This window comes from Pseudomonas sp. 7SR1 (assembly GCF_900156465.1).
In the GTDB taxonomy this organism is placed as follows: Bacteria; Pseudomonadota; Gammaproteobacteria; order Pseudomonadales; family Pseudomonadaceae; genus Aquipseudomonas.
Genome location: NZ_LT707064.1, coordinates 4293606 through 4309920, shown reverse-complemented (window position 1 = coordinate 4309920; position 16315 = coordinate 4293606). Strand labels below are relative to the sequence as shown.

Below are 16315 nucleotides of genomic sequence, written 5' to 3'. Positions count from 1 at the left end.
CGATTCCCTCAGGCCGGTACGGACGTTTGGTTTGGGTGGTGGTGATCCCGGCGATGGGCCGCTTCGCCGGACTGCCCTTCCCCGTGCATCTCCGCCAGGCGCGTGATGAATTCATCGACGAACACCCGCATGTCGGCACTGACTTCTTTATTGCGGGTGATCAGGCGGTTGTAGCCAAACAGCGCGGGGATCGCGACGAACAGGCCCATGGCGGTGGCAAGCAGTGCCGCGGCCATGCCCGGGGCGATGGCATTGATATTCACATCACCGGCCATGGCCGTGCCGAGGAACACCACCATGATCCCCAGCACGGTGCCGAGCAGGCCGATGTAGGGGCCGCCGGCGATGGCGTTGGACAGGGTCGAGAGTTTCGAACCCAGCGCCTGGTTCTCGCGGGTACGCACGCCGTCCATGGAACAGCGGATCGCTTCGATGGTGGCCGCCGACACCGACGAGGTATCGGCGCCCTGTTCGCGGCGGGTGCGGATTTCCTTCACCGCCACCAGGTACAGGCGCCACAGGGAGGAATGTTGCAGGCGCTGGGCGAGCTCCTGGTCATCGGCGAACATCTCCAGGCGCGTGCCAACCCGGGCGAACTGCTCGCGAAAGGCCGTGTTGGCCGCGCTGAGGCGACTGACCATGCGGTTCTTGCGGATCATGATGATCCACGACTGGAACATCATCAGCACCAGCACCCCGATGATCACCCAGGCGTCCAGGGGCACGGCGTTGAGCAAAAAGCCCAGGCTGCCGAAACCGAAGCCGGATTGCTCCTCATCCACGCCATAGGCCACCAGCTTAGACTCGGCGCCCTGGGCATTGGCATCGGCCAGCAGCAAGGGTGCCGCACGGGCGACCTTGGACAGGCGGACCTCATCCATGGCGCCGCTCAAAGGCGCCAGGGCACCGGCGGCAACATCGGCCCCCAGGGCGATGGGCGAATTGAACACCGGCATCGGCGCCGCCAGGCTCGCGGTCTCACGGCCGTTGACGTACAGCACGATCCGATCCCCGGACGCGGTCACTGCCAGGTGCTGCCACTGCCCTGGGTTCAGTGGCTGGGTGGAGACAGCGCGCAGGCCATCGACCGCCACGAACGGTACCCCTTGGTTCACCCCGATCAGGAGGTTGGCAGCCGCTTCGCGCCGGGCCAGGACCACCTGTTCGCCGCTGGCCTGGTCCTGGCGCAACCAGGTGCTGAAGGTGAACGCCGCGCCAGCGTTGTGTTGCAGTGACGGGCTGGCCGGCAACAGCAGCGGCTGGCCGTTGAATTGCAGCGCCCGGCCGACCACGCCATCGATGCTGGTACCCACCGCGCCCTGGGCATTGTTGCCATAGGCCGTGGTGTCCCGGGGCGGCACGCCGGTGGCGCCGTCGAAGTGATACAGCGCGGTGTAGTCCGGGTCGAAGGTCAACTGGCCGCTGCCGGTGGCCGCTGCCTTCTGGTTGCCGTAGTACATCCACAGGTCCTGGCGCTGGCCGCCCTCCACGCTCGGCACATCGACCCAGATCAGCGCCATGCCCATCAACGGGTCGAAGCTCTCGATCTGGTGGTTGAGCACGGTCTTGTCGTCGGCACTGACGAAGCGCAGGTCCGAACCGTCTTCCTTGACGCCGTCGAAGGTGAAATTGCCGGTGTGCAGCCGCACCAGCAGCGCGGTGCGCCCCAGGGCCTGGGCGATGGCCGCGCCCTGGGGCGTGGTGTCCACCGAAATCTGTTTGCGGTAGTGCCAATCGTCCTGCCACCAGGCGTTGGCCGTCGCCGGAAGCACCAGCCCCAGGCAGATCAGCAGGGATAACAGTATGCGTTGCATGGACATGACTCCTGGGTTCAAAACGTCGCTTGCAGGTTGAAGTGCAGGCGTGATTCCTGTTTCGTGGTGTTCGGTCCGTCGAGCAGCGCAAAGCCCCAGTCGAGGCTGCCGGACAGCCATTTGCTCAAGCTCGCCCGGGTGCCCAGGCCGACGCTGGCCAGGCTGTAGTCGGCCTCCTGGTCGGGCAGTTCGTCGCGCAGGTACAACTGCGCCCCCTCGGCGAAGGCGTAGAAGCGCCATTCCTGGACATAGCTGCCGAGGAACTTCGCCATGGACGGGGTACGCAACTCCTGGGACAGCAGGTAGCCGTCATCCCCGGTGCGCTCGGCTGCCAGGTAACCGCGTACCGACGTGGCGCCTCCGGCGGAGAACTGCTCGTTGGAAACCAGCGGCCCGGAGGCCAGCTGGAAAGCGGCCTTGGAGGCGCTCTGCCAATCGCCGGCGAAGGTGAAGGTGTAGTTGCCGTCGCCCTTGAGCACCGCGAAGCTGGGACTGGCTCGATAGCGCTTGTAATCGAAGTCTTCGTCGGAACTGCCGTAGCCCAGCAGGCTGCGTGTGCCCGCCACCAGGCTCAGGCCAAGACCCAACTGGCTGCTTTCGGTGTAGCGAAGCCCGTTGTAGGCGAAGGTGAATGGCGCGTATTTGAGCGGTGCCTTGTCGCTGGCGCCCCCCAGGCTCAACTCCTCGTCGAAATCCTTGAAATCCACTGCGATGGAAAAGGTATTGGCCCAGGCCGCGCTGGACGGCAGGCTGTAGATCGCCGAGACCCCGTAGGAATGCCCCTTGCCCAGCACGTTGCTGCCGCCGACGGTGGCCACGTTGCTGTCGGATTGGTAGCCGGAGAACTGCACGCTCCAGCGCTCGTCCAACGGCGCGGTGTAGGACCCCGACCAGACCTTGGCGTTGTCGGTGTCCTGGGGCGCGGTGAAGAAAGTCAGCGAAACGCTGTGGCCCAGCTGCCAGAGGTTGTTGTAGCCCAGGCTGGCGACTGTCCGCAGTTTTTCGGTGTCGGCGCTGTAGTCGTTGTTCAGGCCAAGGCTGGCCTGCCAGGGATCCTGGTCCTCCACCTGCAGATCCACATCCATGGTGCCGGGCCGCTGGCCTTCGCGGACCAGGGGCATCACCTGGCGCCCCGGGGTCTTGTTCAACTGCGCCAGCTGTGCCTGGACCCTGGCGAAATCCGGCACTTCACCTTCCTTGAGAGCCGGGACGTCTTCGCGGATTTCCACCGGGGAGTAGTGCCTGGCCCCCACCACCCGCACCCGGCCGACCTTGGTCTCGCTGACTTGCAGGTAGACGATGCCGTCTTCCACTTTCTGCTCCGGCAGTTCGACGAACACCGACTGATAGCCGCGGGCCTGATACACCTTCTGCAGGGCCTCCCGGGCGCCTTCGATATCGCTCAAGGTCTTTTGCGGACCGAGAAACGGGTACACCGCTTCCTCGATGGACCGGGCATCGAGCACTGTGTTGCCGCGCACGAAATACTCGTTCACGTCCACCAGGCGGGCCGGCGTCGCCTCAGCCTGGGATCCTTCCTGCGCAGCGAAGGCCGATGGCCCGCCGACGGCCAGCAACAGCCAGCCCCACAGCGCCGGCCGTGACTTGAAGAAATGCTCCACACCACCCCCTGAATTCAAAGTACCGCTCAATTGCTGGCTGTCGATGTCGTGGCGTGCCGGGCCAGCCAGGTGTGCAGCAACGCGAAGTTCAAGGAGAACTCCGGCATTTGCAGCAAGGCGCCACAGAACACTTCACCGATGATTTTCTGGATGAGCCGCACCGCTCGCGCATCGTCCAGCAGCGTGGCGAGGTCCTTGCTCAAGACGTTGAAGTTCCAGACCTTCTGGTTCAGGTCCAGGCCGACGAACCAGCGGAACAGCAGGTTGTAATTGAGTTGCTCGTAGAGTTGCCGCTCGCTGGGCACCGAATAGAGCAGTTGCAGCAAGAGAATGTGCATGGCGGTCTGGGGTGCGATCCGCATCCCGGCATCGGCGTTGAGGCCTTGCAGTACGTCACGATGCTCGTCCAGCAGATCGTCGATCTGTGGTCGCAGCAGGACCAGCGAATGGCCCTGCGGGATGTAGCTGGACACTTCCTTGAGTGCGCCCTGCCAGTCATCCTGGGAAACGATCCAGACCCACGGCGCGCCATAGCGATACACCGAGACCGGTTGCTTGCGCGCCGCCTCGACGATTTTCGACAGCCGCTGGTCGAGCTCCTGCATGCCCACTTTCGAATAACGTTCCATAGTTCCCATCGCCTCGCTCCCGGCTTCGCGCCCCGGCTCCGAAAGGCCTCGAAGGCCCTCTCGAACACGTCACACAGGCATGACGGGAATGGCGATGTGCTACCGAACTTTTGTCATGAAAGCTTCATGTCGTTTTTTCGATCCCGGAAAATCCCGGGCGGGACGGATCGGGGCAAGCAAGCGGGCCTGTCGGCGATGACGGCAACACACCCGATATGGGTACCGGGAGGATGTCTCCCTCTTCGGAGGTAGGCCTGCCGAGGCATAGGCCGAAGAGGCTACCGGCCCTACCATGGCGGTACGCGGAGGTACGCCATGTTGACCCACCCTTCCATCGTCCTACTGTTGCGCCGTCATCACCTGTTCAGCCAGCTGCCGGAGCGTGTCTTCGAGGAGGTGTGCGGCCTGGCGGTGCTCAAGCGCCTGGCCTGCAACAGCACGCTCATGCACCAGGGCGACCCGGCCAAGCGGTTTTTCCTGCTGGTCAGCGGCCAGGTCAAGCTGTTCCGGGTCACCGGCGAAGGCCAGGAAAACCTGGTGGAGATCATCCAGCCAGGCCAGACCTTCGCCGAAGCCCTGCTGTTCAGCCAGGCCCGCTGCTACCCGGTGAGCGCGTCGGCGCTCAAGGACAGTGTGCTGGTGAGTATCGAGGGCACCCATTACCGCAAGGCCCTGGAAGACCAGCCCAAGGTCTGCCTGGCGATCCTGGCGAGCATGAGCGTGCACCTGCATCAGCGCCTCAGGGACATCGACAACCTGACCCTGGCCAGCGCCAGCCGGCGGGTCATCAATTTCCTCTTGCAGGAACGCGACCCACGCGATGGTCGTCTGGTGCTCCAGGTATCCAAGCGTCTGGTGGCCTCCAAGCTGGGGATCCAGCCGGAGACCTTTTCGCGCATTCTTCATCGCCTGGTGGACGCCGGGCTGATCGCCATGGAGCGACGCAACATTCGAATCCTGGCCGAGGAAGCGCTGGCGGATTACCAGCAATAGCTGCGAATCCTCTACGCAAGGCATCCCATCCCCCTGTGGCGAGAGGATTTATCCCCACTGGGGGCGCAGCGCCCCCCTCAACCGCCTGATACACCGCAGGCTCAGGCTTTGGGGCTGCTTCGCAGCCCAGCGGGGATAAATCCTCTCGCCGCAGGGGGTGTATGGGCCTTTTACTCGCCGCTCGGCCCATCGATATCATCAACACCAATCATCGGTATCAACCGTTCGAACAACGCATCGCCCTCTTCTTGCGAGCACTCGACCCCGAAACGCTTGCGCCAGCCCAACTGACTCAGGATCACGTGCACATCCGCTTCCAGGTCGTGCTGCTGCAAGCACGCCTGGACGCATTGCAACGGGCAGCCATCCAAGGCAATGATCCGCCGCCCCGAGCGAGCCTTGTTGACTAGCGGCACCACATGCCCGCCGACCCCGACGATGCAGGACATCTCGGCCAGACCAGCGCGGTCCAGGCGCAGGGCCACGTTGTTTGCCAGTTGCGCAACGTTGGAGCAACCGGAGCAGGAATACACCAGGGGCAACGCGCTCGAAGGCTTCATTACACGGTCGCCAAGCCCTTGCCCGCCCGCTCCAGATTGCGCCACAACCACGGCGGCAATACCTCCGGATCGAGGCTGTCGATCAGGTTCTTCACTGCCAGCCCCAGTTCGGTGTCACCCTCGATCACCAGTCGCCGGCGGAAGAACAGGGTGTCGGGGTCTTCCTGGCGGCTGGCCAGCAACAGGAACTCGCGCCAGTTGCCGCTGATGGTGACCTGGGCTTGCGCCCGCTCGGCGATGCACAACCCATCGCGACCCAAGGTCAGGTACCAGCACAACTTCAGGTCGGGAATCCGCAGGCACAACCAGCGCCCCCGCAGCACATCGAACCCGCCGTCGCGCAGCGGCTCGGCCAGGCAGCGATTGAGGGCCTGCTGCAATGCCAGGCGCTGCACCACGAAGGGAACCCTGCCCATCAGCGGCAGCAGTCGGTCGGCACCCTTGAGCAACCACTTCTTCGGATTCAGCACAGTCCCGCCTCCTCTACTTTCAACATGCCGGCCTGGCCGTGCCAGTAACCGTTGCAGCCTTCCACGAACAGCGGCGGCGCCTCGCCCTGGCGAACCCTGTCGAAGGCCCGGACCACGTCGGCCATGCCCTGGGCCCGTGGACTCAGGCGCAGCACATCCGCGCCACAGGCCATCAGTGCGTTGTAATCGGCCAACAGGTTGGTGGGCTCCCCAGACATCGTCTGGATGCCATTGAGGGTGAACAGCGACTGCCCCTCCTGGCTGCTCAGGGCCAGGCCGTCGGGATAGTTGATGCAGCAGAACTGGCAGTCGTCCTTGGGCCGGTTTTCCGCTCTCGCGGTGAAGCAGCGGGCCGAATAGGCCAAGGGCAGATGCCCATAGGAAAAGATCTCGACCTCAGGCAGCTCACGGTCCAGTTCCCGCACTTGCTCCAGCACATCGGCGATCAGCGCGGCAGAGCACTCCACCGGGGGTACCCAACGGAGCATGCCGCTGTCGAGCAGTTGCGCCAGGGCGTGACCGTTGTACAGGTTCAGCGCCGGGCCGCCCACGAACGGCAGCTTGCGCTCGGCCAGAAACTGCACCGCCCCCATGTCGTTGGCTTCCACCAGCAGTTGGCCGTTGTCGCACAGCCGACGCAAGGTGGAAAGCTCCGACGCCGCCTCGATCAGTGTCAGGCTCGACAACACGATCTGCGCCTGGCTGCATCCCTGCAGCTCACGGCCCAGGCCCAGCCATTGATCCAGGGAGAAGGCCCGGCGTTTCGAACAGACGGTTTCCCCCAGGTAGATCACATCCAGCGGCAACGCCGACATCTCGGCATAGAAGTTTCCAAGTTGCGTTTTGTCCCAGTAGAACAGGACCGGTCCCAGGCTGAGTTTCATCGGGCCTCCCTCATTGCCATGATCGGTGGTAGGCGCCCAGGGTGGTCTGGCTGCCTTCCGACAAGCCTGCCAGCACCTGGCGCCATTCTTCACGAACCCTGAACCGTTGCGGCGCGCTTTGGTGTGCATCCAGCGCGGCGCGCCAGACCCGGGTCACCTGTTCGACGTAGGCCGGGCTGCGCTGGCGACCTTCGATCTTCACGGCTTCGACGCCGACCGCCGCCAGTTCCGGCAGCAAGTCCAGGGTATCCAGGCTGGTGGGCTCTTCCAGGGCGTGGAAGCGCTTGCCCCCCACCAGGAAACGGCCCTTGCACAGGGTCGGATAGCCGGCCGGTTCCTCAGGGGTGTAGCGGTCGATCAGGACTTCACTCAGGCGGGCGCTCAAGCCTTGGGCATCTTCGCTCCAGCGCACCGCCTTGGCGGGCGAGCAGACGCCGCACAGGTTCGGCGATTCGCCGGTGATGTAGGAGGACAGATGGCAGCGACCCTCGGCCATGATGCACAGGCTGCCGAAACCGAAGACCTCGATGGGCACCGGGCTGCTCGCCGCCACCTGCCGCACCTGGGCCAGGGATAGCACCCGCGGCAGCACGGCACGGCGAATGTCATAGCGCTGGGCGTAGAAAGCCAGGGCCGCGGCGTGAGTCGCCGAACCCTGTACGGACAGGTGCAGCGCCAACTGTGGATGGCGCGCGCTGGCGTAGCCCAGCACGCCGGGGTCGGCCGCGATCAGGGCGTCCACACCGAAATCGGCGGCCCGATCCACCGCCCGCTGCCAGCGCTCCCACCCCTTGGGCTGAGGGTAGGTATTGACCGCCACGTACAGCTTGCGCTGGTGCTGGCGGATATGCGCGACAGCGGCATCGAATTGCTTGTCGTCCATGTTCAGCCCGGCGAAATGCCGGGCGTTGGTGTCATCGCGAAAGCCGACATAGACGGCATCGGCGCCTTGGCGCACCGCCGCTTTGAGGGCAGGCAGGTTACCTGCCGGGCAAACCAGTTGCATGGGGCATCCTCATGGAAGAACTGACAGCGTCGCCCAGTCTAGCCAGCCCCCGGACGAGCACCTTGACGGCAATCAATTGCCGTCAATGCATCAGCGCGGCGAACGGCAGGTACATCACCCGGTCGTGCTGATGCACCAGGGCATCGCGTTCCACCACCGCCAGTCCGTCGGCCCAGCAGGCGGCGGCGAGCATGGCCGAGCCCTGCTGCGGATGCAGCACCACGCTCAGGTGGCCGTTGGCGTCAGGGACCAGCCTGGCGCGCAGGTATTGCCGGCGCCTGTTGCGATGCTGCCAGTCAAAACCGGCTGGCAACTGCAACGGGACGGGCAGCACCTCGGCCAGGCCCTGGGCCCGGAACAGGAATGGACGCACCACGATCAACGCCGTCACCAGTGCCGCCGACGGATTGCCCGGCAACCCGATCCAGGGCTTGCCCATCACGTCGCCGAACGCCAGGGGCTTGCCCGGCTGGATCGCCAGGCGCCAGAGGTCGATGTTGCCCAGGGCTTCGATAGCTTGCTTGAGGTGGTCCTCCTCGCCCACCGACACCCCTCCCGAAGTCAGCAGCAGGTCACATTCGCCAGCGGCCAGGCCCAGGGCCTGCCGGCTGGCCTGCAACCGATCAGGCATCACGCCAAAATCATGCACCTCGACACCCCAGCCTCTCAGCAGCGCCGCGAGGCTGTGGCGGTTGCTGTTGTAGATCTGGCCGGGCGCCAATGCCTCCCCCGGCTCTCGCAACTCGTCGCCGCTGCTGAGCAGGCCCACCCGCAAGGGGCGATAGGCCTGCACATGAGCGATCCCGGCGCCGGCCAGCAGCCCCAGTTCCTGGGCACGCAGGCGCGTGCCGGCGGTGAACAGGCGTTCGCCCTGGCGCAGCTCTTCGCCCTCCTTGCGAACGTGATCGCCGCGCCTGACCGAGGGCAACCAGACGCGCGCCTCCTCGACCCGACAGCTTTCCTGGGGCACCACCGTGTCAGCGCCGGGCGGCAGCGGCGCACCGGTGAAAATCCGCACCGCCTGCCCTTCCCTCAATGGCATTCCCGGCTCATCGCCGGCGGCGATTCGCCCGGCCAGCGCCAGATAGCCACCGCCATCGGGCAAGTCAGCGGCCCTCAGGGCGTAGCCGTCCATGGCGCTGTTGTCCCAGGCCGGCAGGTTCATGGGGCAGATGACGTCGCGGGCCAGCACCCGGCCCAACGCCTGGCCCAGGGCAACCTGTTGCATGGCCGGTGGCGGCGGGGCCTGGTCGAGCAGATGACGGATCGCCTCGTCCACTGGCACCAGCACGCCGCTGTCACAGGCGTGGGCGCATCCCCCGCCGCTCACGAGCGTGTCTCGCAAGCCGTCGGGGCACTCCCTTCCTGGGGCTTGAGGTGAGGCGTGAAATTGCAGGGGCCGGTGCGGCTGTCCAACTGCCCCACCAGGATCTGTTCCCAGCCGGTCCGACAGGCGCCCGGCGAGCCAGGCAGGCAGCACACCAGCACACCGTTGCTCATGCCGGCCAACGCCCGGGACTGCAGGCTGGACATGCCGATCTGCGCCAGCGACACCTGGCGAAACAGCTCACCGAAGCCGTCCACCAACCTGTCCAGCAAGGGCAGTACCGCTTGGGGCGTGTTGTCCCTTGGCGTGAAACCGGTGCCGCCTGTCATCAGCACCACTTGCACATCAGGCGCGGCGATCCATTGCGAGACACGGGCACGGATCTGGTAGATGTCGTCCTTCACCAGCCCTCGGTCGACCAGCACGTGCCCTGCCGCGTGCAGCAGATCGACGAGGGTCTGGCCGGACGTATCGGTGTCGAGGCTGCGGGTATCGCTGATGGTCAGCACCGCGATGTTCAAGGGTTGAAAGTGGCGTTGCGTCAGATGGGCCATTGGGATCAGCCGTCCTTTGAGAAAAGATGGCCCAGCCTGAACTGCAATCCTCGCCGGGCCTATTCCTCGTTGGAGGTACCTCCCCCGGCATTCAGGGTGCGAGGCGGCTGCGTTGCCAGATGCCCGCTCGCAGACGGTAATCGAGACGATCATGCAAACGGTCTGCGCGGCCCTGCCAGAACTCCAGTCGCTCGGGGCACAGGCAGTAGCCACCCCAGTGCTCGGGACGCGGCACCGGTTGGTCCGAAAAACGCTCTCGGACTTGTGCCAGCGAGGCCTCCAGCGCAAAGCGCCCCTCCAATGGAGCGCTTTGCGGCGACGCCCAGGCGCCGATGCGACTGGCCATGGGGCGGGAGTGGAAATATTCGTCCGACAGCACCGGGTCGAGCCTGTGGACCTGCCCTTCGACGCGTACCTGCCGCTCCAGGCCCGGCCAGAAGAAGGTCATGGCGGCCCAGGGGTTGACCGCCAGGTCCCGCCCCTTGGCGCTGTCATAGTTGCCGAAGAACACAAAGCCATCCTTGTCGAAGCCCTTGAGCAACAGCACCCGGGCATGGGGCCGCCCCTGCGGGTCGACCGTTGCCAGGATCATGCTGTTGGCTTCCACCGGCGGGCTTTCGGTGTCGCGGGCCTGTTGTATCCAGCGTTCGAACAGGGCCAGCGGCTCGTCCGGTGCCTGGGCTTCGTCGAGGCCATCGCGGGTGTATTGGCGGCGCATATCGGCCAGGGATAGGGGCATGGCAATGAGTTCCACTCTGGATTTGGCCCAGTGTGGATTTTGTGGCCTGGGGAAGCCTTGATCGTTGTCAATGCCGGCGCGCGGTCTACCTGCTCGCGTTGAATGCAACGATCCCGGTGAACGCTATTTGAGTCCCAACCGCCGCGCCAGTTTGTGCAGGTTGCTGGGATCGACCTCCAGCAACCGCGCCGCGCCGGCCCAGTTCTGCCCGCAGCGCTCCAGGGCCTTGAGAATCGCCTGCCGCTGGCAAGCGTCGACGGTTTCATTCAAGGGCAGCAACGGTGCGTCGTCCGTCTGCGCGGGCGAATCCGGCCGGGCTTGCGCGGGGCCGACGCTGGCGCTGACATCCAGGTCCAGCACCTGGGGTTCCAGGGTCATGATCAGGCTGCGGTTGGCGCCCCGGCTCAGTTCCTTCAATGCCGCGCGGCTGATCACGTGTTCCAGCTCACGCACGTTGCCAGGCCAGGTATACGCCAGCAGCGCCTGCTCGGCGGCCGGTGACAGGCGCAGGCCGCGCAGGCCCAGCCGTGTGCGGTTCAGTTCGAGGAAGTGCCCGGCCAGCATCAACACGTCGTGGCCGCGCTCGCGCAGGGGCGGGATCGGTACCGGGTAGACCGAAAGCCGGTGGTACAGATCGGCGCGAAACAGCCCGTCGCGGATGCTGTCGGGCAGATGCCGGTTGGTGGCGGCGATGATGCGCACATCGACGTGCAGCGGCTTGTCGGCGCCCAGGCGCTGGATCTCGCCGTTCTGCAAGGTGCGCAGCAATTTGGCCTGTACGCTCAACGGCAGCTCACCCACCTCATCGAGGAACAGCGTGCCGCCATTGGCCGCGTCGAAGCGGCCGGCACGATCGGTCGTGGCGCCGGAGAACGCGCCCTTGACGTGGCCGAACAGCTCGCTCTCCGCCAGGGACTCCGGCAGCGCCGCGCAGTTGACCTGCACCAGCGGCTTGCGGCCGCGCCGGGACAGTCGGTGCAGACGTCGGGCGAACAGCTCCTTGCCCACCCCAGTCTCTCCCAGCAACAGCACCGGCAGTTCGGAATCGGCCAGCACGTCCAGCTCGTTGAGCAACTGCTGCAGCCCTTCGCTGCGGCCGATGATTTCGCCCTCTTCGGCCGGCAGGCGCAGGTCCGAGGGGTCGCTGCGCGAAGCCCGCAGGCTGCGGTTCTCCTGTTCGAGCCGGGTGACCCGTACCGCCGCTTCGATTTGCAGGGTGCACCGCTTGAGCTCCTCCCGGGCCCGGCTGTCGAAGGTGCCGGCGTGCGGTGCATCCAGGGTGATCGCACCCCAGAGGCGCCCTTCCACGTACAGGCTCACACCCATGCAATCGTGCACCGGCAACGGCTCGCCCACATGATGATCGAGCAGGCCGTCATAAGGATCCGGCAAGCGACTGTCGGGTTCGAACCAGGTGGGCTCGCGCGACGCCATGATGGCCGCCAACCGAGGATGCTGGGCAATCACGAATCGGCGGCCCAGCGCCTCATGGACCAGGCCCACGGTCGCTACGGGCCGGAGGCTGTCGTCGTCCAGGCGCAACAGCGCCACGGCACCGCTGTTGAAATATTCGCGCAGGGTCTGCACCAGACGCTGCAACCGCACGGCATTGGGCAGCTCGACGATCAGGTCGGCGGCCAGGCTTTCACGCAGCATGGTAATGAGTACCCTCCAGGGTTCGTTTGACCCCTTGCAAACAGGGTGATAATCACCCCCTGTAAAAATTTTCCTTTGCCTTTCAGTAACTTGAATCTGGCACACGGACTGCAACGTCCGGTCATCTGTCCCTCCCGGGATTCAACCCAAGGAAACATGATGAACCTCGACCTGCTGGAACGAAGCCTTGGCCAACTGGCCTGTGACATTCCCGGTGCCACCCGCACCTTTCACCATTACAACCTCGACTTCTGCTGCGGCGGACAGAAGACCTTGCGCGAAGCGGCCCTGGTCAAGGGCCTGAACCCGCTCCTGATCGCCGACGCCCTCAGCACGCTGCAGGCCGCCGGGGAGCCGGGCCATGATTGGCGCGACGAACCCCAGGAGCGCCTGATCGCCCACATCCTGGAACGCTATCATGCCCGCCACCGCGAACAGTTGCCGGAACTGATCCGCCTGGCTCGCCGTGTGGAACAGGTGCATGGCGCCCGCGCCACGTGCCCCAACGGCCTGGCCGACCACCTGCAGGACCTGTATCAGGAACTCGAAGGCCACATGCTCAAGGAGGAACAGGTGCTGTTCCCGATGCTGCAAGGCGGACTCGGTGATCGGGCCTCGGCGCCGATCCAGGTGCTGCGCTACGAACACGACCAGCACGGCGAAGCCCTGGAAATCATGCTGGACCTCACCGACCAGATCACCCCGCCAGCCGATGCCTGCAATACCTGGCGCGCCCTGTACCGCGGGCTCGTGGAGCTGCGGGACGACCTGATGCAGCACATTCACCTGGAGAACAACGTGCTGTTCGTCAATGCGATGCAGCCGACTCGCTGACCCTCAAACAGCGCATTGCCCCTTGTGCAAGCGAGCTCCAGCAGGGGGTTGATGTCGTTCAACCTGTTCGGCCCCTCCTGGATCCAGTGTTGGCCTTCACCTCCCTGCTCAAAACTGCCAATAGAACATCGCCTTGGCCAACACCACGATCAACACCATGTGTGCCAGGATACTGCGCCGCAGCCAGCAGCCTCGCGACGGGCTCAGCCGACCACGGGTCAACCAGTAGGCCAGCAACAGATAGTGTCCGATGATGCTCGAAGCCAACAGGATCTTCAGGCTCAGCAGCAGGCCGAAGCTGTTGCTCAAGGGCTGGCTCAATGCGCCACGATGCTGCCAGGCCAGGCCGATACCGGCGCCATACAGCAACAGCACCACACCATGCAGCACATGGCGCGAGCGTCGGGCGATGGCCTGCTCGGCAGCCTCCCGTGCACCTTCGGCCAGAGGCCGGCGGGCCGCGTGCCAGATGCACACCTCGAAAAACAAGGTGCCGATGAAGGCGATGGCCGCCAACAGGTGCATGACCAGCAAGACCCCATACATCATCGTTCGCCTCCGTCCGCAGGACTCATCCCGGATGCCCGTCCACCCGGGCCTGCAACAGCATCGGACCGTAGCGCCAGGCATAGAGCCCGAACGCCAGCGTCCAGCAGAGTCCCGCCAGCCAAAGGGCGGCCAACGGAAACACCATCACCAGCAACACGCGGCTCAGGCCGGCGAGGTTGAGCAGGATGAACGCCAGGGTCATGCCCGACGGCGGCTCGAGCGGTCGCCCGGTATGGCCCAGGCTGACCCGTGCGATCATCGCCAGGATCAGCCCGGCCATGGCGCCGATGCTCAGGCTGTGCACCGCCAGGCTCGGATTCAGCGGCACGCCGAAATGCCAGAGCGCCATGCCCAGGCAAGCCAGCACCAGCCAGGCATAGGCCAGGTGCAGCGACCACAGCAGCGGGACCCGCCACAGGTCCCGATCATGCCAACGCACCAGACGAATTCCGTGCCCGACCGCCAGCCCGGCGAACAGCAGGCCACACACGGGGTTGACGGTCAGCGCCGTGCCGAACGCGTACAGCAGCGCCACCCATGCCGACCCCGCCAGCAGCAGCCAGTCGAGCCACGGCCAGGGGGCAACGCCCTCTACCCGGCCGAGGCCTCGCTGGGTGAAGAACGGAATGACTCGCCCGCCGATCAGCCCCATCATCGCCGCCACCAGCCACAGGCCAGTGAGCACGCTCTGGCGCTGCAGAGCGTCGTCATGCCGGGCCAGGCCATAGATGGATAACCCATCGGCCGCGGCCAGCAACAGCAACACCAGCACGACCGGGTAATTGCGCTTCTGCCGCACGCGCCACAGCATGCTGCCCATCAAGGCCGCCACCGCCACGGCGAATCCCAGCTCCAACACCAGCAGCAACGGCCAGGGTGCCGCGCCCAGCCAGGCCAGACGCGCCCCCAGCCAAACCATCGCCAGGGCCGCCAGGCGCCTGCCGCTGAGCCCCGGCGTCCCCGTCCAGGTCTGTACCGCCGTCAGCAGGAACCCGGCGATGATCGCCAGGCCGAAGCCGAACAGCAGCTCATGACGGTGCCAGGCCAACCAGCCGCCCGCCGGCTGCCAGGCCGACAGGTGCCCTGTGAACACCGACAGCCACAACGGTATCGCCACAAGGGCGAGCACGCAGCCGGCCAGGAAAAACGGCCGGAACGCCAGGCGCCACAACGGCAGGATGGCCATGGCCTTGCGACGGTCGAGCACTTGCATACACCACTCCTTTGCCTCATCTGGCTCGCCAGGGAGGTACGACAAATCAGGGTTCGAATGATCGGCTATCGCCGCAGACCGGCCTTGTCTCAGATCAAGCCAGCCCGTCGGCGACGCTGCGCCTTCGACCCTCACTTGCAAGGGGCTTGCCGGACACGACCACGCTCCCCAGGCCCTGCCCAGGCGGACCCGGCGCAACCCTGCGGGAGCGGGGCTGGCCGGGGCTGCGAGGCGTGTCGGACACGGAACCGACAGCCACGCGGCGATGGAAAGCCTGTCCATCGTCCGAAAAAACTGTAGCAGGAAAGGTAGTTATTACCCGTTCAGGGTTGTTTTTACCCTGATGCATCAGGGTAATTTTTACCCTCATCGACGACAAAGCCCCAGGGAACCACGCTCGGCCCCCTGGCCCGCCTCTTGCTCAGGGACGGCATAGTCTTCTGCCCTGGGGTGCCCCATGAAACATGTCGCTTTGCCGCTTGCCTGGTTCGTCGTGCTGTCCTGCATCGTGGCCCTGGCCAGCGGTCTGTCCCTGAGCCTGCTCTGACCCGAACCTTCATTTTCCATCACAAGGATCCACGCCATGGTGCTCCACCGTGTCCATCACCAGATCTTGCGCAGCCATCATCTGTTCGAGCCCCTGAACGAAGAACAGCTCGACGAATTGATGAGTACCAGTCAACTGCTGAACATCGACAAGGGTGATCCGCTGTTCCGCCAGGGCGAACCGGCGCAGGCGTTCTACTTCGTGATTGCCGGGGCGGTGAAGATCTACCGGCTCACCCCCGACGGCCAGGAGAAAGTCTTCGAGGTCATCAGCGAACGCCAGACCTTCGCCGAGGCCATGATGCTGATGGACACCCCCAACTATGTCGCCTCCGCCGATGCGGTCGGCCCGACCCAGCTGTATCGCCTGTCCAATGCCACCTATATGCGCCTGCTGCAAAGCAACAGCCGGCTGACCTTCGCCCTGCTCGGCAAGCTGTGCGTGCGCCTGCATCAACGGGTCAACGAAATCGAGACCCTGTCGCTGAAGAACGCCACCCACCGCGTGGTTCGCTACCTGCTGACGCAGCTGGTACGCCTGCAAACCGTGGACAGCCAGTTCGAGTTGCCGATGGCCAAGCAGTTGATCGCCGGCCACCTGTCCATCCAGCCGGAAACGTTTTCGCGAATCATCCGGCGCTTGATCGATGAAAAGATCATCACCCAGGACGGTCGCCAGATCGCAATCCTCGATCGCCTGCGCCTGGAGCAATTCGAATGAGCCCACGCCCCATCTGCCTGTATTGCCAACAGGCCAACCCTGCCAGTGAAACCCAATGCCGCCAGTGCGGCATGCCCCTGCCGGCCGAGGCGGCACTGGCTGGGGCACGGCGGGTGCGCCGTTTCACCTGGTTCTGCGTAGGGCTGGCGGTATTGTGCGTGGCGATGTTCTTCTGGTTGCCTCGCGACATCGCCTGAC

General features: G+C 65.1%; 17 protein-coding genes. 4 read left to right on the top strand and 13 right to left on the bottom strand.

Annotation, left to right across the window (positions count from 1 at the left end):
* Positions 1 to 8: 8 nt before the first annotated feature.
* Genes BW992_RS19285 through BW992_RS27600 form a run of 3 tightly spaced genes read right to left on the bottom strand, consistent with a single transcriptional unit; the run spans position 9 to position 4065 of the window.
* Positions 9 to 1814: a DUF2341 domain-containing protein gene (locus tag BW992_RS19285; RefSeq protein WP_072432080.1), complete on the bottom strand. Its 1806-nt coding sequence runs from the start codon at positions 1812 to 1814 to the stop codon at positions 9 to 11.
* 17 nt (positions 1815 to 1831) lie between these two features.
* On the bottom strand, positions 1832 to 3436 hold the full coding sequence (locus BW992_RS19280; RefSeq protein WP_072432081.1) for a ShlB/FhaC/HecB family hemolysin secretion/activation protein: 1605 nt from the start codon (positions 3434 to 3436) through the stop codon (positions 1832 to 1834).
* Positions 3437 to 3462: 26 nt separating this feature from the next.
* Complete coding sequence (locus BW992_RS27600) at positions 3463 to 4065, bottom strand: transposase (RefSeq protein WP_072398776.1); 603 nt, start codon at positions 4063 to 4065, stop codon at positions 3463 to 3465.
* Positions 4066 to 4380: 315 nt separating this feature from the next.
* Here BW992_RS27600 and BW992_RS19270 point away from each other — a divergent pair, with 315 nt between their 5' ends.
* Positions 4381 to 5058, top strand: a complete 678-nt coding sequence (locus tag BW992_RS19270) for a Crp/Fnr family transcriptional regulator (RefSeq protein WP_072432082.1) — start codon at positions 4381 to 4383, stop codon at positions 5056 to 5058.
* 170 nt (positions 5059 to 5228) lie between these two features.
* Here the strand turns inward: BW992_RS19270 and BW992_RS19265 are convergent, their stop codons facing one another.
* The 8 genes from BW992_RS19265 to norR all read right to left on the bottom strand — a co-directional run bounded on the left by BW992_RS19265 (position 5229) and on the right by norR (position 12254).
* Positions 5229 to 5618 (bottom strand): putative zinc-binding protein, encoded by a 390-nt coding sequence (locus tag BW992_RS19265; RefSeq protein ID WP_072432083.1) that lies wholly within the window; start codon positions 5616 to 5618, stop codon positions 5229 to 5231.
* Positions 5618 to 6088, bottom strand: a complete 471-nt coding sequence (gene ubiT, locus BW992_RS19260; protein WP_072398779.1) for a ubiquinone anaerobic biosynthesis accessory factor UbiT — start codon at positions 6086 to 6088, stop codon at positions 5618 to 5620. The genes BW992_RS19265 and ubiT overlap by 1 nt, the downstream gene beginning before the upstream one ends.
* Complete coding sequence (locus BW992_RS19255; RefSeq protein WP_072398780.1) at positions 6082 to 6972, bottom strand: U32 family peptidase; 891 nt, start codon at positions 6970 to 6972, stop codon at positions 6082 to 6084. Before BW992_RS19255 ends, ubiT begins: the two co-directional genes overlap by 7 nt.
* 10 nt (positions 6973 to 6982) lie before the next feature.
* On the bottom strand, positions 6983 to 7978 hold the full coding sequence (gene ubiU, locus BW992_RS19250) for a ubiquinone anaerobic biosynthesis protein UbiU (RefSeq protein ID WP_072398781.1): 996 nt from the start codon (positions 7976 to 7978) through the stop codon (positions 6983 to 6985).
* 82 nt (positions 7979 to 8060) lie between these two features.
* On the bottom strand, positions 8061 to 9323 hold the full coding sequence (locus BW992_RS19245; protein WP_231991067.1) for a molybdopterin molybdotransferase MoeA: 1263 nt from the start codon (positions 9321 to 9323) through the stop codon (positions 8061 to 8063).
* On the bottom strand, positions 9305 to 9859 hold the full coding sequence (gene moaB / locus BW992_RS19240) for a molybdenum cofactor biosynthesis protein B (protein ID WP_072398783.1): 555 nt from the start codon (positions 9857 to 9859) through the stop codon (positions 9305 to 9307). Before moaB ends, BW992_RS19245 begins: the two co-directional genes overlap by 19 nt.
* 91 nt (positions 9860 to 9950) lie before the next feature.
* Positions 9951 to 10598, bottom strand: coding sequence for a pyridoxamine 5'-phosphate oxidase (pdxH, locus tag BW992_RS19235; RefSeq protein ID WP_072398784.1), 648 nt, complete (start codon positions 10596 to 10598; stop codon positions 9951 to 9953).
* Between the two features lie 123 nt (positions 10599 to 10721).
* Entirely contained in the window at positions 10722 to 12254 is a 1533-nt protein-coding gene (gene norR / locus BW992_RS19230; RefSeq protein WP_076406926.1) for a nitric oxide reductase transcriptional regulator NorR, read from the bottom strand.
* A 159-nt stretch (positions 12255 to 12413) separates the two neighbouring features.
* Here norR and ytfE point away from each other — a divergent pair, with 159 nt between their 5' ends.
* Positions 12414 to 13088 carry an iron-sulfur cluster repair protein YtfE gene (gene ytfE, locus BW992_RS19225; RefSeq protein WP_072432085.1) on the top strand — a complete coding sequence of 225 codons (675 nt, stop codon included), beginning with the start codon at positions 12414 to 12416 and terminating at the stop codon, positions 13086 to 13088.
* 108 nt (positions 13089 to 13196) lie between these two features.
* Here the strand turns inward: ytfE and BW992_RS19220 are convergent, their stop codons facing one another.
* Positions 13197 to 13637 (bottom strand): hypothetical protein, encoded by a 441-nt coding sequence (locus tag BW992_RS19220; RefSeq protein WP_076406925.1) that lies wholly within the window; start codon positions 13635 to 13637, stop codon positions 13197 to 13199.
* Between the two features lie 22 nt (positions 13638 to 13659).
* Positions 13660 to 14850 carry an NnrS family protein gene (locus BW992_RS19215; protein ID WP_072432087.1) on the bottom strand — a complete coding sequence of 397 codons (1191 nt, stop codon included), beginning with the start codon at positions 14848 to 14850 and terminating at the stop codon, positions 13660 to 13662.
* Between the two features lie 583 nt (positions 14851 to 15433).
* On the opposite strand from BW992_RS19215, the gene BW992_RS19210 reads away from it, so the two are divergent.
* Both BW992_RS19210 and BW992_RS19205 read left to right on the top strand, forming a co-directional pair.
* Entirely contained in the window at positions 15434 to 16117 is a 684-nt protein-coding gene (locus tag BW992_RS19210; protein WP_076406924.1) for a Crp/Fnr family transcriptional regulator, read from the top strand.
* Positions 16114 to 16314: a protein DnrP gene (locus BW992_RS19205; RefSeq protein WP_072398790.1), complete on the top strand. Its 201-nt coding sequence runs from the start codon at positions 16114 to 16116 to the stop codon at positions 16312 to 16314. Before BW992_RS19210 ends, BW992_RS19205 begins: the two co-directional genes overlap by 4 nt.
* The last annotated feature ends 1 nt before the right edge of the window (position 16315 follow it).